This is a genomic window from Pontibacter fetidus, assembly GCF_010119545.1.
GTDB classification, from domain to species: Bacteria; Bacteroidota; Bacteroidia; order Cytophagales; family Hymenobacteraceae; genus Pontibacter; species Pontibacter fetidus.
The window spans coordinates 46,784-66,621 of record NZ_JAAEAA010000002.1 but is presented as its reverse complement, the minus strand read 5'-3'; the positions used below and the strand labels follow the sequence as shown (position 1 = coordinate 66,621).

The following is a 19,838-nucleotide window of genomic DNA, read 5'->3' as shown; positions in this document are numbered from 1 at the left end:
TCGAGAGAGTTATGCAGCATGTATCTCCGATAAGAGAGCCTCTAGTAACAGGGGGGAAAACATACCACGACATCACTCAAGATGTCTGCAGACAAGTAGAAGCAAAGCCTAACGTACGTTGGGCGGCTGCTCTTGCTGTAGCCCTGGTAGGCCTCGCCATATTTTTATACTCTGTTTACCGTACCCTATGGTATGGTATCGGTGAATGGGGCTTGAACAAAACAGTGGGTTGGGCATGGGATATCACCAACTTCGTGTGGTGGGTAGGTATTGGTCACGCCGGTACGCTTATCTCAGCTATCCTTTTACTGTTCCGCCAGAAGTGGAGAACTTCTATTAACCGTGCAGCAGAGGCGATGACAATTTTCGCCGTAATCTGTGCCGCGATGTTCCCGGTATTGCACATGGGCCGTCCGTGGTTAGCTTACTGGGTATTACCTTTACCGAATACATTCGGTTCGCTTTGGGTAAACTTCAACTCTCCGCTACTTTGGGACGTATTCGCGATCTCAACGTACTTCTCGGTATCATTAGTATTCTGGTACATAGGTCTTATTCCTGACTTTGCTACCATCCGTGACAGAGCAACTGGTCCGATTGCAAGAAGAGCTTATTCAGCACTTTCAATGGGTTGGACTGGTTCGGCTAAAGCGTGGTCACGTTACGAAACAGTATCCCTGATCCTTGCTGGTCTTGCTACGCCACTTGTACTTTCTGTACACACCATCGTATCCATGGACTTTGCAACGTCAGTTATACCAGGCTGGCACACTACTATCTTCCCTCCATATTTCGTGGCAGGTGCGATCTTCTCAGGTTTCGCGATGGTGTTAACTCTGATGATCATCACCAGAAAAGTGTTCTTCTTAGAGCATTACATCACACTGGAACACGTGGAGTCGATGAATAAGGTAATCATCCTGACAGGTTCTATAGTTGGTATCGCTTATACAACTGAGTTTTTTATCGCCTGGTATTCAGGTGTGGAATATGAGCAGTATGCTTTTATCAACCGTGCCTTTGGTCCTTACTGGTGGGCTTACTGGTCAATGATGACTTGTAACGTAATCACGCCTCAGTTATTCTGGTTCAGAAAGATCAGAAGAAGCTTAACAGCTACATTCATTATCTCTATTTTCGTAAACATCGGTATGTGGTTCGAGCGTTTCGTAATTATCGTTACGTCGCTACACAGAGATTATCTGCCATCATCATGGGCAATGTTCTCTCCAACTATCATCGATATCGGAATATATGTAGGAACTATAGGTTTATTCTTCACACTGTTCCTGTTGTTCTGTAAATTCTTCCCTGTAGTGAACATGGCAGAGGTAAAGGCGATCCTGAAGTCTTCTTCAGGTGTGAAACACCATACTTCACATGCAAAATCAATGCATGGTACTGCACCTGAGTCTAACACTAATACACATCATAGCAATGAATAAGAAATTTGTTTTAGGTATCTACGATGATGAAGATGTGCTTTTAGATGCCATCGAAAACGTACGGGCTGCCGGTACAAAAATATATGACGTATTTTCGCCATACCCTGTACACGGAATCGATGATGTATTAGGTATCAAGCGTTCAAGACTTCCGATCGTGGCTTTCTTTTGTGGTCTGTTCGGTACATCGTTCGCATTATGGATGCAAATCTGGATGCTGGGTTTTGACTGGCCAATGATTATTGGTGGTAAGCCACACATTGCTATACCTGCATTTATACCAGTAACATTTGAGTTAACTGTACTTTGTGCAGCTTTCGGTATGGTGATCACTTTCTTTATTGTGTCACGCCTGAAGCCATCATTTAAAGTTAATGTATTCGATAAGCGCTCTACAGATGATAAATTTGTAATGGCCATTGAAGTGAAAGAAGGTGTAACTGATATGTCAGCTCTAAATAACCTGCTTCGCTCAAACGGCGCAATCGAAGTTAACGAGAAGGAGGTAATCAAGTAATGAAAAATTTCATGAATATCGGCTTAAAAGCCTCTGCGGTACTTTTCTCTTCTGCAATACTAGTAGCTTGCAGCAATGAGCAGGATCCAGGTTTGGAATACGCACCAGATATGTATCATTCTGTTGCATTGGATCCTTATTCACAGGTTAAAGAAAATAAATTCAACCCGGGCGGTATGAACATGCGTCAGCCGGCTCCAGGTACTGTTGCCCGCGGCAAAGAGGGCTATAACCTGTATCTTTCTGAGAATACAGCAGAAGCAGCAGGTGTTGAATTACTTAACCCGTTAGAAAGAACGGAGAAAAACCTGGCCGAAGGTAAAATTCTTTACACCCGTTTTTGCTCTCCGTGCCACGGCGAACAAGGAGACGGACAAGGCCTGGTTGGTCAGAAATTTAAAGGTGTACCGTCATATACGGCTGGTAGAGTGGCTGAACTTCCGGGTGGCCATATTTTCCACGTAATCACAAATGGTCGTGGTAGAATGATGCCGCATGCCTCACAGGTTGATCCGACTGAGCGCTGGAAAATTGTAATGTATGTACAGCAGCTACAGAAAGGTGAAACAGGTACAACTGTTGAGGCAGCTGGTACTGAAACAGCCGGTGATTCAACTGCAGCACCTACTGAAACGCCAACACCTAATAACTAAGACTGAAGCATTAATTTTTGAAAATAATGACAGAAGAAAGACTCATTATACCACGAAAAACAACTAACAAGTTTTTCTTAACGATAGCGATCGGTGTTATACTGCTTATTGCAGGTATCATTATGATGGCTGCAGGTGGTGGAGCGGAACATGGTGGCGGACATGGTGAAGCTGCAGCAGCAGGTCACGAAGCCGCATCCTGGACAAAGCGTTTGTTTCTGAACCTATGGTTAAATAACGTTTACTTTTCAGGTATTGCCCTGATCGGGGTATTCTTTGTAGCGATACAATATGTTGCTTACGCTGGCTGGTCAGTATTGATCAAGCGTATACCTGAAGCATTAGGTTATTTCCTTCCGATCGGTGCTATAGTTATGATCGTTGTATTCCTGTTTGGTGGACATGATATTTTCCATTGGACGCACGAGTACCTGTACGATGTAAATGACCCGCGCTATGACCCAATCATTGCCGGTAAATCAGGTTACCTGAACTTCTGGTTCTTCCTAATTAGAATGGTTGTGTTCTTTGCACTATGGATCTTATTCTTTAACTGGTTAAGAAGAAACTCAATCAACGAAGATCTGCATGGAGGTTTGACATACTATAACAAGAGCATTACTATTTCGGCTATGTTCCTGGTAGTATTTGGTGTGTCATCTTCAATGTCGGCCTGGGACTGGGTATTGTCAATTGATACACACTGGTTCTCAACTATGTTTGGCTGGTACGTATTCGCCAGCTGGTTTGTAGCAGGTTTGTCAGCTATCACGTTAACAGTAGTTATACTGAAGCAGAACGGTTACCTGAAATTAGTTAATGCAAACCACCTGCACGACCTTGGTAAGTTTGTATTTGCATTCTCTATCTTCTGGACATACATCTGGTTCTCTCAGTTCATGCTGATCTGGTATGCCAACATTCCGGAAGAATCAATCTACTTCCTGGATCGTTTAGACCCTCATTACAAGTGGATCTTCTTCTTTAACCTAATCATAAACTTTGCATTCCCTTTCCTTGTTTTGATGACAAGAGATGCGAAGCGTCAAATGATCATGTTGAAAATTGTAACTATAGCAATTCTGATTGGTCACTGGTTCGATTTTTACCTGATGATGATGCCTGGAACAATGCGTGGTGATGCCGGAATAGGATTCATTGAAATTGGTACAACACTGATCTTCTTGGGCGTATTCCTGGTAACATTTACAAAAGGCTTAACAAAAGCATCTTTGGTACCTGTTAACCACCCTTTCATAGAAGAAAGTATACACCATCACGTTTAGAGAAATTACTAAAAACACAATATAATGATTACGATCGCTATTGGTTTATCCATAATTCTGCTTTTAGTAGTTCTTTTCCTTCTTTTCAGGATTGGAACGCTGGCATCTATCTTCAGAGGGTCTTCTCAGAGAGCAGCAGGAACAACTAAAACAAGTAATAAAGTAAACAGTATATTATTATTACTGTTCCTTATAATAGGCGGTATTGCCTTTGCCTGGTCTTTTTCTGCCTCATGGGACGAAATGAACCAGCCGGTAGCTTCTGTGCACGGTGTTTGGACCGATGACCTGTTCTGGACAACAATGGTCATCATTGGTATCGTGTTCGTGATCACCCAGGTTCTTCTTTTCTGGTATTCATATAAATACCAGCATAAAGATGACAAGCGTGCTTACTACTATCCGCACAACAACAAAGTAGAAGTTATCTGGACTATGATCCCAGCTATAGTTATGGCTATACTTGTATTTGCCGGCTGGAAGACCTGGACAAATATTACAAGTGCAGCGCCGGCTGATGCGGTAGTAGTGGAAGTTATGGGTAAGCAATTTAACTGGATGGTGAGATACCCTGGTCCGGATGGTAAACTTGGTGTTACAAAAACTACCCTGATTGACGCTACCAATGAATTTGGTATTGACTTCTCTGATCCGAATGCACAGGACGATATTGTTAACCCGCTGGAGATACACATACCAAAAGGTAAACCGGTATTATTCAAGATCCGTTCCAGAGATGTGATCCACAGTGTATTCCTTCCTCACTTCCGTCAGAAGATGGATGCTGTACCAGGAATGCCGACAAAATTCTGGTTTGTACCAACCAAAACTACTGCAGATATGCAGAGCGAGACCGGTAACGCAGAATTTAAATATGAAATGGCTTGTACGGAAATTTGCGGACGTGGTCACTTTGCGATGCGTTACGTGGTTGTAGTTGACGAACCGGAAGATTTCGAAGCTTGGTTGGGTGAGCAGAAAGCATTTGCTTCACAGAATCCGGATGTAGTAGCAAAATTCCAGAAAACTGCAGAAGAAAAAACTGCAGCTAAAATGGAAGCTTCAGCTAAGGTACAGTAAACAGAATTATAGCATTTAAATACTTAGAAAATGTCTAGTACAGATATCGCTATTCACCAGACTGATATGCATCATGGCCACGACGAGCATGATCATGATCACGACCAAAATTTTATTGAAAAGTATATTTTCAGCCAGGACCATAAAGTAATTGCCAAGCAATATCTTTTCACTGGTATTGCATGGGCTTTTATCGGTGGTTTCCTGTCGGTATTGTTCCGTTTGCAGTTAGGCTGGCCTGAAGCTACCTTTTCTTTCCTGGAGCCGATCTTAGGTGGTTGGGTACAGAACGGTAAACTGGATCCTGAATTTTACCTGGCCCTTGTTACAATGCACGGTACCATCATGGTATTCTTTGTATTGACAGCGGGTTTGAGCGGTACATTCAGTAACTTCCTTATTCCATTGCAGATCGGTGCCCGCGATATGGCATCTGGTTTCATGAACATGCTATCTTACTGGATCTTCTTCCTGTCAAGTGTTATCATGTTCGCTTCCCTGTTCATCGAAACAGGCCCTGCAGGTGGTGGCTGGACAGTATATCCTCCGCTAAGTGCATTACCACAGGCTATTTCTGGTTCTGCTTTGGGTATGACACTTTGGTTGATCAGTATGGCTTTGTTCGTAGTATCAACACTATTGGGTGGTATTAACTATATCACTACCATCATCAACCTGAGAACAAAAGGCATGTCGATGACTAAACTTCCATTAACAATATGGGCGTTTTTCTTAACTGCTATAGTTGGTCTGTTATCATTCCCGGTACTTTTATCAGCTGCCTTATTGTTGATATTTGACCGTAGCTTCGGTACAAGTTTCTATTTATCTGATATCTACATTGCCGGAGAGGCTTTATCAAACACAGGTGGTAGCCCGATCCTGTTCCAGCACTTATTCTGGTTCCTGGGTCACCCGGAAGTATACATCGTGATCATGCCAGCTTTTGGTATTGCATCAGAAGTTATTGCTACCAATGCCCGTAAGCCGATTTTCGGTTATCGTGCAATGATCGGTTCTTTGATGGGTATTTCGGTACTATCAATCATCGTTTGGGCGCACCACATGTTCGTGACAGGTATGAATCCATTCCTGGGCTCTGTCTTCATGTTCCTTACTTTGATCATTGCGGTACCATCTGCGGTAAAGGTATTTAACTGGCTTGCTACCCTTTGGAGAGGTAACATACGCTTTACAACGCCAATGTTATTTGCCATCGGTTTCGTATCGATCTTTATCTCTGGTGGTTTAACAGGTATTATACTTGGTAACTCTGCTCTGGATATTCAGTTACACGATACATATTTCGTAGTTGCTCACTTCCACCTTGTAATGGGTGCTGCGGCCTTCTTTGGTATGTTCTGTGGTGTTTACCACTGGTATCCTAAGATGTTCGGCCGTATGATGGATGAGAAACTGGGTTATGTACACTTTTGGTTAACATTCTTAGCGGTTTATCTGGTATTCCTTCCGATGCACTATGTAGGTATTGCTGGTTTCCCAAGAAGATACTACAACTGGACAGGTTTTGAGACATTCAACATCTTCACTGACCTGAACACGTTTATCAGTATAGCTGCTATTTTAGGTTTCTTTGCTCAGTTTGTATTCCTGTTCAACTTCATTTACAGCATGTTCAAGGGCAGAAGATCACCTCTTAACCCATGGCATTCAAACACGCTTGAGTGGACTACGCCAATCAACCCGGGTCACGGTAACTGGCCAGGTGAGATCCCAACTGTTTACAGATGGCCTTACGACTATAGCAAGCCAGGTGCAGCTGAAGATTATATACCGCAGCACATTCCTTTCTCTGAGACGCAGTCTTCAAACCTGCCTCAGGAGAGAGTACTAGAGTAATATCATTCATGGTTAACAAATCTTCTAAGGAGTTTAAATTTAGAAGAATAGGAATACTTACAGTTATAGCTGTATACTTTCTAATCTTAGTTGGAGGAATCGTAAGAAGTACTGGTTCAGGAATGGGTTGCCCAGACTGGCCAAAGTGTTTCGGAAGTTGGGTTCCTCCAACTAACGTTAACCAATTACCAGAAGATTACCTGGAAGTTTACAAACAGAAAAGGATAGAGAAAAATCAGAAGCTGGCTGGTTACCTGGACAAAGCAGGTTTTGAAAAAGTAGCTGCTTACATTTTCAGCCATCCAAGTCAGTATATTGAAACAGAGTTTAACGTAACCAAAACCTGGATCGAATACCTGAACAGGCTGGTTGGTGTTGCCATCGGGATCCTGATATTTCTGACACTGCTTTATTCGGTTCCTTTCCTGAAATCAGACCCATCAGTATTTTACTTATCCCTGATCAGTTTTATACTAGTTGGCATCGAAGGCTGGTTAGGATCTATAGTTGTATCTACAAACCTGCTTCCGGTAACTATAACCATACACATGGCGCTAGCGCTGGTGTTGGTAGCGTTACTTCAGTATGCAGTAGTAAGGGTAGGAGAGCAGGATAATAAAAATACATTACCTTTCAGCAACAGGCTGAATCTGGTGGCCTGGGTAGTATTGCTGATTACATTCGGGCAGATACTACTTGGTACACAAATTAGAGAAGAGATAGATATTATAGCGTTTACGCTGGGTAATGCCAGACGCGCAGAATGGATAGACAACCTGGGAATTGACTTTTACATTCACCGGTCGTTTTCTATAGTTGTGCTGGCGTTGCACCTTTACCTGGCTTATCTTCTTTATAAATTAAAAGATAAGAGAATAAAATTCTGGACCAATGTAATGCTGGCAATTGTGCTGCTGGAAATTGTTTTCGGAATTATTCTGACCTACTTTGCAATGCCGCCGGTGTTGCAGCCACTACACCTGACATTTGCAGCATTGCTGTTTGGGGTGCAGTTCTTGATTTTAAGTATTTATTATTACGCCTCTAAAAAGGCAGTTAAAAAGTCAGTAGCTTTAGTTTAGTGATGTTGATAGAAGAGAAGAAAGCGCTACTGCCAACTATAGGTATGGGACTTAAAGCCTCAGCATATTTTAAACTACTAAAGTTTAGGCTAAGCTTTACGGTTGCCTTTTCCAGCGCTATCGGTTTTATACTTGGCAGGCCAGTAGCATCTTACTGGGAGATAGCACTTGTGTTGATAGGTGGATTGCTGGTAACAGGGTCAGCCAATATTATCAACCAGATTATTGAAAAAGAATACGACAAGCTGATGAAGCGAACTGCCAAACGCCCCCTGCCCACCGGCACGGTAAGTGTAGCAGAAGCTGTAGGCGTTTGTATTGTTACAGGATTGGCGGGTTTGTTTATACTTGGCTATACCTTTAATATGCTCACTGCGGCGCTTTCATTGCTTTCACTAATACTTTACGGGTTTGTTTATACGCCATTAAAACGTATCAGCCCTATTTGTGTATTTGTTGGAGCTATACCTGGTGCCATGCCTCCACTGATCGGGTGGGTTGCAGCAACAGGCGTACTGAGTGTAGAAGCCTGGATATTATTTGGAATACAGTTTATCTGGCAGTTTCCGCATTTCTGGGCCATAGCCTGGGTATTGGATGATGATTATAAGAAAGCGGGTTTTAAAATGCTGCCAATGGCTGGCGGTAAAAACCTTAAGACTGCCTTCCAGATCATGATCTATACACTGGTGCTGATACCATTGAGTTTATTGCCATTGCAGTTTGGAATGACAGGTACAACTTCAGCACTAATAGCTGTAGTGTGTGGCGTATTGTTCCTGGCACAAACATTTTACCTCATGCGTACCTGCTCTAAAAAAGCAGCCATGAATATCATGTTTGGGTCGTTTTTATATTTACCGATCGTACAGATCGCATTTGTTTTAGATAAAGTAAACCTATAGTTATGGTTACCAATATAGATGGTGGAACGACAAGCAACGTTCATCCTTTAAAATTTTCATTATGGCTTATCATTATCAGTATCCTGATGATGTTTGGAGCTTTTACCAGTGCGTACATAGTTCGTAGGGAAGAGGGTAACTGGCTTGAGTTTGACCTGCCAGGAATGTTCCTGGTGAATACCGTTATTATAGTTTTAAGCAGTGTGGCCATGCAATGGGCATATGTTGCTGCCAAAAAGAATAACCTGAACATGGTTAAGCTAATGGTTGGGCTAACTATGGTTTTAGGTATTGCTTTTTTATACGGCCAGTTAAATGCGTGGGGCGACCTGGTAGCAAATAATGTGTATTTCGGTGGTTCTGAAAGCAACCCTGCAGGTTCCTTTTTATATGTATTAACCGGCGTACATGGTTTTCACCTAGTAACAGGGTTAATATTTTTACTTATCGTACTGATATCCAGTTTAAAATTTAAAGTACATTCTAAAAATATGCTACGTATACAGTTATGCACTACATACTGGCACTTTTTAGGAGCACTTTGGCTATATTTGTATTTCTTTTTACAGGTAAATCACTAAACACGTTTTATACATAAACTATGTCTACTACAACAACGCTGGAAGCACCTAACACAGGTACATGGGATGGTGGTAATGAACCAATGAAGGCGAGCTATGGAAAGCTCATGATGTGGTTTTTCCTGCTATCTGATGCCTTTACGTTTGGCGCATTTCTAATCGTTTATGGTTTGGCTCGTCATAAGCACATGCCTTATACTGGTAAAGCGGATGACTTTACATTCTCTACAGAATGGTGGCCAATACCTGAAAAAGTTTATAATGCTTTCCCAGGCTTACATGGTATGGATCTTCCGCTTGCCTTCGTGGCATTAATGACCATGATCCTGATTCTTAGCTCCGTAACTATGGTACTTGCCGTAGAAGCTGGTAACCGTATGGATAAGAACGATGTGCAGAAGTGGTTACTATGGACAATTTTGTTTGGTGCAACTTTCCTTGGTTGCCAGGCATGGGAGTGGACACACTTTATTACTGGTACTGAAGAAGGAATGCTTCTTGCGGATGGTACCCGTATTTTTGGTGCTAACCTAACCATGAACCAGTACGGCCCGCCATTGTTTGCTGACCTGTTCTTCTTTATCACAGGTTTCCACGGTACGCACGTATTATCAGGTGTAGTATTACTGATCATGATCTTCATTAACACCGTAAATGGCGTATACCACAAGCGCGGTCATTACGAAATGGTGGAGAAGGTTGGCCTTTACTGGCACTTTGTAGATCTTGTATGGGTATTTGTATTTACATTCTTCTACCTGATCTAATCGAACAATAAAGTATAAACTACGACCTGAACGATACTTTTAAACAAGTAGAAAGCAGGTTTAAACGTTATAAAATATGGCAACGCATCACGAGCACGATTATACTACAACCGGGGAAATACCTAAACCGCAAACAAAAGCGATCTGGAGAACTTTCCTGATCCTGGTTGGATTAACAGCAGTAGAATTCATTTTTGCCTTTACAATGGAAGCGAGCACGCTTCGTAACGCTATTTTTATCATCCTTACCATATTTAAGGCGTTTTACATTGTAGGCGAATTCATGCACTTAAAGCATGAAACCAAAGCACTGGTTTGGTCTATTATTCTGCCGATGGCCCTGGTAGCCTGGCTAATGGTAGCCCTGATTGCTGAAGGAAGCTACTACTTCGAGTCGGTTACGAATTACTTTAAATAAGCACTACTGCATGAGTAAGTTAAAGGCACTAATATTAGGTCTCCTATTATTAGTGCCTATTTTCGTTTTTATATTTATCTATATTTTCGGGGAGCATCATTTTAAATTAAGAGGCTACTTTCCGCAGACAGACGATAAAGGTGCGGTACTTTACACTGAGGCCGGGGATACCCTGTTTAAAACTGTACCCGCATTTCATTTCACTGATCAGAGTAACAAATCCTTTTCGCAGCAAGACCTGGAGGGCAAGATCTACATTGTTAATTTCTTCTCTTCGGACTGCGAAGATATGTGCCGGAAGATGAGTTCGCAGTTGGTACGTACCCAGGAAGCTTACCAGAACAATCCTATAGTTCAGTTTGTTTCTATCACGACCAAACCTGACCTAGATTCTGCAAGTGTACTATGGGCTTATGCCGCAAAATTTGATGCCGACACTACCAGATGGCATTTCCTGACTGGTAACCGGAACGAGATCTATAGCCTGGCACAACAAGGCTTTGAGATTCCGTTACAGAAAACCGGAGGACCGGATGGTTTTATCCATACAGATAAATTTATACTGGTAGATAAAGAGCAGAAGGTGAGAGGGATTTATGAAGGCACCAAAATTGCCGAAACAGATCGGATGGTTTTAGAAATTAATGTACTGCTGGATGAATACAGTAAAAGTAAATAACGCAGCTACTACACGTGATAAGCGTATCTTATTCCTGATTGCTATACTTTCGGTGGTTATACCTTTGGCAGTAGCAGCACTTTTCTTTTTAGATAAATCTACTGCTAATGCCTCGGTTGATGTTTCTTTTCAGCCCCCGTTACATGCTATACTGAACTCACTAACCGCTATTGCGCTCATAGTTGGGTACATCAATATCAAAAAGAAAAATGTAAAGGTGCACCGAGCTGCTATGCTCACGGCATTCGGCTTATCGGCCATTTTCCTGGTATCGTATGTAACCTATCATTTCCTGGGCGAGCGGACCATATATGGTGGCGATGGCGTGTTGAAGTATATCTATTACTTTGTGCTGCTAACGCATATTGTACTGGCTGTAGTTATAGTTCCGCTGGTGCTATTGTCGGTATACTTTGGCATTACAAACCAGTTGGTAAGGCATCGCCGCATTTCCCGCTGGACCTTTCCGATCTGGTTGTATGTTGCGATAACAGGCGTGTTGGTTTATCTGCTGATTTCGCCTTATTATAATTGAGTTACGTAATTTAATTAACTGTTTTTGATTTTATGAAAACGTTGATGATAAAAGCTTTTTCTGTTGTAATGCTTGTAGTCGGGCTTATACTTTCCACTGCAAACTATAGCTATAGCCAATGTGCCATGTGCCGTGCCACTGTAGAGTCTAATGTAGGAACAGGCAGCAAAGAACCGGAATCTGAAGTTGGTAAGGGGTTAAATACAGGTATACTTTACCTGTTAACTATACCTTACATTATGGTAGCTACAGTAGGTTTCTTATGGTATAGAAGCAACAAGAAAAACAAGAATGGCAACACCATCTAAGGCTGAAGCTATACTTAAAAACCGGTGCCCGCGATGCAGGCAGGGGAAGGTTTTTACACATCCTGCTTATAATCTACGCAAGTTTGACAGCATGTATGATGACTGTCCGGTTTGTGGATTGCATTACGAAGTGGAGGTCGGGTTATTTTACGGCGCTATGTATATCAGCTATGGATTTTCGGTGGCTATAGTTTTTATAGTTGGTGTTTTGCTCTATAACCTGGCCGGTGACCCGCCCACTTCGGTTTACATTGCCACCGTGGCAGGGATTGTGATTTTAGCGGCCCCTATACTTTTCAGGCTCTCCCGTATTCTGATGCTGCACTTTTTTTCCGGTATCAATTACGACCCATCGTATAGCAAAGTATAAATCTCTACTGAATCAATAGGGCTTATCCTGCGTTTTAATTAAATTCGTGGATAAACTGCTGAAACTTGAACCGGAAGATAACCCCTTTTATACTTCTATTACTGTCGTTGCTATGTTTTATAGTTACGGCTGCCATTCATTTTAACTTTATTTCGGTTCCGCCCATCTTCTCAGGTAAAGTGCAGGAGCAGGTATCCATACAAAAGCGTACTAACCAATGCATTGCAAAAGCCAAAGCACAAGCTTTAACTATAGATAAAAATCTGCAGCAAGGCAAAGTATCATTTTCCTCCATCCTGGACAAGTGCGAATACCCTACCTTAGTTTATAAGAATAACCGGGTTGTGCTGTGGTCGGGGCATGCGGCCATCACTGACCTGGATACGGAACCCGATCTTAAGCAAACCGGCTTTGTAAGCAGCGATTATGGTTCGTTTATAGTAGTGCCCCATCATACCAACGGGTATCATGTGTTTATTTACATCCCCCTGGAGATTGATTACCGGATAAAGAATGCCCACCTGAACAAAACCTTGTCATCGGAGATATTTAAGGAACCGATAACCGGTATAGTTTCGGATGCGCGCCTGCCATTGCCACAAATAAAATCGCCACAGGGCCAATACCTTTTTTCTATAGACCTTGATAAGAACAATGTGGATGGCAGCATCCAGTTGGTGCAGCTTATAGTTTTGTTGGCAGGTATTTTATTTTATGTGGTAGCGGCTATAGTTTACTGCAGGCAACAGGTAAAACGTGGGCGGTATGGCAGAGGTGTTATAACGTTACTGGTAATGCTGGTCGTGCTGCGTGTGCTGCTGCTGGCATTTAACCTGCCCTTTACTATCACCGATGCCGAGTTATTTGATCCTCGCCTGTACGCTGCTTCGCGCTGGTCGCCTTCGTTAGGCGATTTGGGCCTGAATATGATTTTGCTGCTGGTGGTTTCGCTGGCTGGTATTTACCTGTTTTATAAGTATAACTGGATTGCCCAGCTAAAAGCCAGGCCTGTAAAGTATAACCGTCTTATTGTAACAGGGTGCATGCTGGCATTTTACCTGTTGCTTATCGTGTTGTTCCTGTTTTATTACGGTATTTACCATAACTCCCCGCTTATACTGGACATTAACCAGTCGCTGGAGTTTACCAAGTATAAGGTAATCCTGTACAGCATTATGCTGGTGCATACAATTGCACTGTGCGGTTTTGCCTACATGCTAACGACAGTAACTATCGTTCTGCTGCAGAAGGAAAATAAATACTGGGCTTACAGGGTACTTTTGTTACTGGCGGCTGGCCTTTTTCTGGTAGCCATGTTATCGCAGTTGCAATACTGGGGAGTTGTATTGATCGGTACTTTTTTCTGGGCCATCATTATCCTTTCGGCACAGCACCGCAATGTGTTTACAACCGCATACCGAACCTACCTGTTCATCCTGCTAATTATTATGATGAGTGCCCTGACCGGTGCATTTGCGTTGTTCAGGCATTACCAGATAGAAGTTAAACTATACAAACAATCTTTCGCTTCTACTATAATTCAGGGCAACGATGTAGTGGGTGAGTTCTTCCTGGATGAGGTAGCGGATAAGATTGCTGCCGATGCGCTTATCCGGATGAAAATGATGGGACCTTACGTAGATGCCTCCTTCATAAAACGGAAAATTGCCAAGCAGTACCTCCGCGATTACTTTGATAAGTATGAAACCAGTGTGTTGCTGTTCGATAGCCAGGGAAATTCGTTGGAGAGTGCCGATACCACAGCAGCTACCCTGCAAGAACTGTTAAGAAAATACGATACTCCGGAGAACAGAACCGAACGGAAAAACTTGTTTTTAGTGCAGAACCCGGCCAGGTATAACTCCCGTTTGTACTTAAAAATAATTGATGTACCGCTAGCTTACGGGCAGAAGGGAACTATAGTATTGCAGCTGAACCTGCAGAAGTTATTGCCCCATAGTTTAGTGCCAGAACTGCTGAGCGAGCAGGAACTCGACCAGCCATTCCGGATGGACCTGCTGAGCGAGCAGGAACTCGACCAGCCATTCCGGATGGACCTGCTGAGCTACGCCATCTACGAGAACCGCAAACTCAGCTATAGTGAAGGCGAATACGATTATGCCACCAACCTGGATCCTGCACACATAGGCCACTCAGAATTTTACCGCGATGGCCACAACCAGGGCGATTATCACCATTTTGGCGTAGTTGCCGGCAAAGACAAAGTGCTTGTCGTAACCAACCAGAAGTATAGTGCTCGTGAAGTGCTTTCAAACTTCTCGTTCATGTTCCTGATCTATATGGCGGGGTTTGTTGTGTTTGGGCTGCTGATCATGTTATGGCGGCGCAGTTATATCCTGGAGTTCAAGCCTAACTTCAGTACCAAGATCCAGGTGTTCCTCAATTTCGGTATCCTGCTGCCCTTGCTGCTGGTAAGTATAGCTATCGCCAGTCTTGTAACGGCCTCTTACAAAAAAGACCTGATGAACACGTATGAACAGCGGGGCAAGGTGATACAGGAAAACCTGAGCGCTTTGCTGGGTACCAGCGTGTTTGCAAATAAAAACGAACTGCAGAAACGTATCTCCGAGATCGCGTCTATTTCTGAAACCGATATTAACCTATATAACCGCGACGGTCGCCTGATAACGACCAGCCAGCCGTTAATTTTTGAGGCCGGTTTGTTGTCTAAACTCGTGAACCCACATGCTTTTGCGGCTATTTCGGAGCGGCAGGCCTTGCGCGTGCTGTTGGAGGAGAAAGCCGGTAACCTGACCTTTAATGCGGTATACCTGCCTTTGCGTGTCAACAACGATCCGGCTTCGCTGTCCGGGTTTGTCGGTATTCCGTTCTTCGATTCAGAAAAGCAGCTGGACCTGAAACTGATAGAATTGATAACTACCACGATGAACATTTTTACGGTAATGTTTATCGTGTTTATGCTGCTAACCTTCTTTGCCTCGCGTGCGCTTACGGTGCCTTTACGCTTGCTGGCTGATAAACTGAAACGTACTTCGCTAACCGGTAAAAACGAAATGCTGGCTTATGAAGGAGCCGATGAGATTGGAATGCTGGTGAATGAGTATAATCGCATGTTGCTGACGCTGGAACAAAATAAACAGGACCTGGCCATACAGGAAAAGGAAGCGGCCTGGCGCGAAATGGCTCGTCAGGTAGCGCACGAGATTAAAAATCCGCTTACCCCGATGAAGCTTTCGCTGCAATACCTGCAGAAAGCGATCTCGGAAAACAGGCCAAATACAGAACAGCTCATCAGTAAAATATCACAAACGCTGATTACGCAGATTAATATTCTGAGCGATATAGCTACCTCGTTCTCCAGTTTTACATCTATGCCGGAGCCTAAGGCCGAGTTGGTGGATGTGGCTGCAGCCTTACGCAAAGCCGCTGACCTGCACAACGACCCAGCTACCGCTATTATAACTGCTGATATACCTGCCGAGGAAGTAATGGTGATGGCTGATGAAAGTTTGTTAGTACGTACGTTTAATAACCTGCTATTGAATGCAATACAGGCTGTGCCCGCAACCCGTAAACCGCAGATAAAAGTTAACCTGCACCGCAATTCGGAGTTGGTACATATCGATATTAAAGACAACGGCAGCGGCATACCTGTTGAGATTCAGCAGAAAGTATTTGTACCTAACTTCAGTACCAAGTATACAGGCTCGGGTATAGGCTTGGCAGTCGCAAAACGCGGAATAGAAAATGCAGGCGGCAAAATTTGGTTTGAGACCGAGAACGGCAAAGGCACAACCTTTAAAATAACGTTACCGCTGGTGCACCATGCGTAGCCAACCGTTTATACTTGGTGTACTACTTTTCTTACTCAGCCTGCCTTTGCTGGCGCAAACGCCCCTGAGCAACCGACGATGCCAGTGGTTACGCGTTACCACTGAGCCTATTGTACTCGATTCGATGACGGTTCTTCCCTCCACTATAGAATTTTCTGGACCTAAAAAAGACCAGTACAGTTTCGATTACAACTATAGCCGCAACGAGTTTACGTTTACTCGCATTCCAACACCCGATTCGGTAGCCATAGATACACTGGGTACGATGCAGGCCGTGCCAGATTCAGTGCTAATCTGTTACCGCGTGCTGCCGCTTAACCTAACCAAACCTGCTTTTCGGCGCGATATAAATAAGCTGGACATGAGCTCGTTTAACAAAGGTTTTTACCAGGAAGACATTACCCAGCGCGAAGAGATATTTAAAACACCGGGCCTGAACAAGACCGGAAGTATAAGCCGGGGTATTTCGTTTGGCAACACTCAAAATGTATTCGTTAACTCTGCATTAAACTTACAATTAGATGGCAAACTGACAGATGAGATAAGTATAACCGCCGCCATTACCGACCAGAATATTCCGTTTCAGCCGGAAGGCAACACGCAGCAGTTACAGGAATTTGACAAAGTATACATTACCCTGAAACATAAACTATGGCAACTGACCGCGGGCGATGTGGTGCTGCGCAACAGGCCATCCTATTTTTTGCAGTTCTATAAAAATGTACAAGGCGCTGCTTTTGAAACTGTAACTGGCAAATACCCTGAAAAGCAGGGTATAACTACTGTGGCGGCATCGGCCTCTAAAGGCAAGTTTGCATCGCAGCAGCTGGAGGCACAGGAAGGCGTGCTGGGGCCTTACCGTTTAAGAGGTCCGAACAACGAGCGTTTTATTATAGTGTTGGCTAATTCGGAAAGGGTTTTTCTGGATGGACGGTTGCTGCAGCGTGGTTATGATTTCGAATATGTGATAGACTATAACCAGGCCGAGATCACGTTCACGACAAAGCATGTGATTACCCGTAACTCTCGCATAAAAGTGGACTTTGAATACTCGGACCAGAACTATAGCCGCGCTATTTACCATGCCAGCCATTACCAGCAACTGAATAAACTAAGCATTTACGGCAATTATTACAGCGAACAGGATAACCCCAATAACCTGTTGAACCTGGACCTGCGCGACGAAGACAAAAAACTGCTGGCAGGCATAGGCGATAACCTGGATCAGGCTGTAATACCGGGCGTGGACAGTGTAGCGTTTGACCCAACCCAGGTATTATATGCCCGCCGCGATACTATAGTGAATGGTTTCCCTGCAGAAATCTATGTATATTCTACCGACCCCGACTCGGCTTATTTTAATGTGCGTTTTTCGGAAGTAGGGCAGGGCAGGGGAAACTATGTGGTGGCCAATACAGCGGTTAACGGCCGGGTTTACCGGTGGGCGGCCCCGGTAAATGGCGTGCGACAAGGGAATTACCTGCCAGTGCGTGTAGTGCCCACTCCCCGCAAAAAGCAACTGATAACCATGGGAGCCGGCTATGAACTGCAGAAAGGTGTGAATGTTTTCGTGGAGGGGGCAGCCTCACAAAATGATCTGAACCGCTTTTCGAAGTTAGATGCTGCCGATGATAACGGTAAAGCGCTGCGGGTAGGTTACCAGGTAACAGACAAAGCACTACCTATACTGGGCAACTATAAACTGAACAGCACCCTGAACTATGAGTTTACGGACGAGAATTTCTCACCAATAGACCGTTATCGCCCGATAGAGTTTGACCGTGACTGGAGTTTGCAAACTCCCGATCAGAAAGCTGAAGATCATATTTTTAACTTTTCGGTAGGGGCTGTAAAGGATGTAAAGAATCTCTATAATTACCGCATCAGCAGGCGTTACCGCGAAAACCAGTTAGACGGAGTACAGCATTACCTTGACCTAGTTAAAGAGATCGGAAGAATAGAATTACGGAATAATTTCTTTTTACTGAACAGCGAGCAGAACACCAGCAACTCGGATTGGTACCGCGGCGATGTGGGGGCAAAGTACAGATTTAAAGGTTTTTCACCGGGCTATTTGTACCGTTTCGATAAGAACAAGATCAGAAGTATAGCTACCGATTCGCTGATAGGCTCTGCCCAGTATTTTGACGAGCATTTGTTTTATATCGAGAGCAACGATACAGCCCGAACCCGCTTCAGGGTAGACTATAGTCACCGCACCGACCAGCGCCCTACCACTACAGGCGAGTTTGGTACCCCGGAAGTAGCACAGACCTATAATGCAATGCTCAGTACACCTATTGGCGAAGAAAGCGACCTGGCCTTGCAGGCAACTTACCGGAAGTTAAAGCTGGCGAACGGCAAGCTGGAAGAAACTATACAGAACCGCGCCGACTGGAACGCTACGTTCCTGGATGGCAGTTTCAGGTCTGAGCTGACGTATGCTGTAGGTACCGGCCGTGAGTTGAAGCGTATCTTTATTTTCAGGGAGACATTACCGGGCCAGGGAACACACTACCTGCGCGAAGGCGGCAACCCCAACGACCTGAACGATTACCTGGAGGCTCAGACCGTAGACCAGCAGCGCTACATCAAAATATTTCTGCCCACCGACGAATACATAAATGCCTACACGAACCAGTTTACCTATCGCCTGAACACGAGTGCTCCACGAAACTGGCGCGATGCAACAAGTATAAAAGGCTTTGTGTCGCGGTTTGCGATGCTCACGTTCATTAGCATTGATAAGAAAACTACCGACGATAATTTACAAAACCGCTTTAACCCGTTCAGCCAGGATATAGAAGACGAGTTCCTGATCTCGATGGCGCGTACGCTACGCAACTCGGTATACTTTAACCGCAGTAACCCGCAGTATGGCCTGGAGTACACTTTTCAGCAAAATCAGCAGAAATCGCTTTTAGCCAATGGCACCGAAACCCGCAATGTAGGCAGCCATAGCATAATTGGGCGTGTAAATCTAAACGAAGTGCTGAGTTCGAAACTAACTATAGGTACGAATGTGCGGGAGAATCAATCTAATTTTCTGGAGTCGAAGAACTTCCGGATACTGTCGGCAGAATTATCTCCGGAACTAGCCTACCAGCCAAATACCCGATTGCGTTTTACCGGCATCTACCAGTTTTCGCACCGTGAAAATGAGCTAAACACAACTGAAGAAGAACAACAGGCAAACTTCCATGAACTGGGCATTGAAACCAAACTAAGTCAGGTAAGCAAACGCGCAGTAACAGCCAATTTCCGGTATGTAAAGATCGGCTTTACAGGCGAAGAAAATTCTTTTGTAGGGTACGAAATACTGAACGCCCTTCGCCCTGGCAACAACATAACCTGGAGCCTGAACGTGCAGCAACGCCTGAGCAATGGCCTGAATATCTCACTAAACTATGATGGCCGCAAGGCGAATAAGGTAGGGGCAGTGCATACCGGCAGAACACAGGTGTCGGTGCTTTTCTAGACTAGTAATTAAGGAGATTTACTAGTGCTTATTCAGTGTTTCTATACCTCGTATCGTGT

Annotated in this window: 17 protein-coding genes; all 17 read left to right on the top strand. The window is 44.0% G+C overall.

The features are described from left to right. The first annotated feature begins 11 nt into the window (after window positions 1-11). The 17 genes from nrfD (at window position 12) to GWO68_RS01435 (ending at window position 19,779) form a co-directional block, all read left to right on the top strand. A complete protein-coding gene (gene nrfD, locus GWO68_RS01515; RefSeq protein WP_162344643.1) occupies window positions 12-1,445 on the top strand; it encodes an NrfD/PsrC family molybdoenzyme membrane anchor subunit in 1,434 nt (477 codons plus the stop codon). Beyond that, a complete protein-coding gene (locus tag GWO68_RS01510; RefSeq protein WP_162344642.1) occupies window positions 1,438-1,962 on the top strand; it encodes a DUF3341 domain-containing protein in 525 nt (174 codons plus the stop codon). The genes nrfD and GWO68_RS01510 overlap by 8 nt, the downstream gene beginning before the upstream one ends. Then, complete coding sequence (locus GWO68_RS01505; protein ID WP_162344641.1) at window positions 1,962-2,615, top strand: c-type cytochrome; 654 nt, start codon at window positions 1,962-1,964, stop codon at window positions 2,613-2,615. The genes GWO68_RS01510 and GWO68_RS01505 overlap by 1 nt, the downstream gene beginning before the upstream one ends. Window positions 2,616-2,641: 26 nt before the next feature. Then, window positions 2,642-3,901, top strand: a complete 1,260-nt coding sequence (locus tag GWO68_RS01500; RefSeq protein WP_162344640.1) for a quinol:cytochrome C oxidoreductase — start codon at window positions 2,642-2,644, stop codon at window positions 3,899-3,901. 24 nt (window positions 3,902-3,925) lie between these two features. Continuing rightward, entirely contained in the window at window positions 3,926-4,981 is a 1,056-nt protein-coding gene (locus tag GWO68_RS01495; RefSeq protein ID WP_162344639.1) for a cytochrome c oxidase subunit II, read from the top strand. 30 nt (window positions 4,982-5,011) lie between these two features. Then, entirely contained in the window at window positions 5,012-6,841 is a 1,830-nt protein-coding gene (locus tag GWO68_RS01490; protein ID WP_162344638.1) for a cytochrome c oxidase subunit I, read from the top strand. 8 nt (window positions 6,842-6,849) lie between these two features. Beyond that, window positions 6,850-7,923 carry a COX15/CtaA family protein gene (locus GWO68_RS01485; protein WP_162344637.1) on the top strand — a complete coding sequence of 358 codons (1,074 nt, stop codon included), beginning with the start codon at window positions 6,850-6,852 and terminating at the stop codon, window positions 7,921-7,923. Window positions 7,924-7,925: 2 nt separating this feature from the next. Further along, entirely contained in the window at window positions 7,926-8,828 is a 903-nt protein-coding gene (gene cyoE / locus GWO68_RS01480; RefSeq protein ID WP_162344636.1) for a heme o synthase, read from the top strand. 2 nt (window positions 8,829-8,830) lie between these two features. Then, the gene (locus GWO68_RS01475; protein ID WP_162344635.1) at window positions 8,831-9,409 is read left to right on the top strand and encodes a cytochrome c oxidase subunit 3; all 579 of its coding nucleotides are present in this window, start codon (window positions 8,831-8,833) and stop codon (window positions 9,407-9,409) included. 20 nt (window positions 9,410-9,429) lie between these two features. Next, window positions 9,430-10,176: a cytochrome c oxidase subunit 3 gene (locus tag GWO68_RS01470; protein ID WP_162344634.1), complete on the top strand. Its 747-nt coding sequence runs from the start codon at window positions 9,430-9,432 to the stop codon at window positions 10,174-10,176. Between the two features lie 76 nt (window positions 10,177-10,252). Beyond that, window positions 10,253-10,594: a cytochrome C oxidase subunit IV family protein gene (locus tag GWO68_RS01465; RefSeq protein WP_162344633.1), complete on the top strand. Its 342-nt coding sequence runs from the start codon at window positions 10,253-10,255 to the stop codon at window positions 10,592-10,594. 10 nt (window positions 10,595-10,604) lie between these two features. Then, window positions 10,605-11,273: an SCO family protein gene (locus tag GWO68_RS01460; protein WP_162344632.1), complete on the top strand. Its 669-nt coding sequence runs from the start codon at window positions 10,605-10,607 to the stop codon at window positions 11,271-11,273. After that, on the top strand, window positions 11,251-11,808 hold the full coding sequence (locus tag GWO68_RS01455; RefSeq protein ID WP_162344631.1) for a DUF420 domain-containing protein: 558 nt from the start codon (window positions 11,251-11,253) through the stop codon (window positions 11,806-11,808). Before GWO68_RS01460 ends, GWO68_RS01455 begins: the two co-directional genes overlap by 23 nt. A 32-nt stretch (window positions 11,809-11,840) precedes the next feature. Further along, window positions 11,841-12,116, top strand: coding sequence for a hypothetical protein (locus GWO68_RS01450; protein WP_235941899.1), 276 nt, complete (start codon window positions 11,841-11,843; stop codon window positions 12,114-12,116). Next, window positions 12,100-12,486 (top strand): DUF983 domain-containing protein, encoded by a 387-nt coding sequence (locus GWO68_RS01445; RefSeq protein WP_235941898.1) that lies wholly within the window; start codon window positions 12,100-12,102, stop codon window positions 12,484-12,486. The genes GWO68_RS01450 and GWO68_RS01445 overlap by 17 nt, the downstream gene beginning before the upstream one ends. Window positions 12,487-12,551: 65 nt before the next feature. Then, complete coding sequence (locus GWO68_RS01440) at window positions 12,552-16,301, top strand: sensor histidine kinase (RefSeq protein WP_235941897.1); 3,750 nt, start codon at window positions 12,552-12,554, stop codon at window positions 16,299-16,301. Continuing rightward, window positions 16,294-19,779 carry a hypothetical protein gene (locus GWO68_RS01435; protein WP_162344630.1) on the top strand — a complete coding sequence of 1,162 codons (3,486 nt, stop codon included), beginning with the start codon at window positions 16,294-16,296 and terminating at the stop codon, window positions 19,777-19,779. The genes GWO68_RS01440 and GWO68_RS01435 overlap by 8 nt, the downstream gene beginning before the upstream one ends. The last annotated feature ends 59 nt before the right edge of the window (window positions 19,780-19,838 follow it).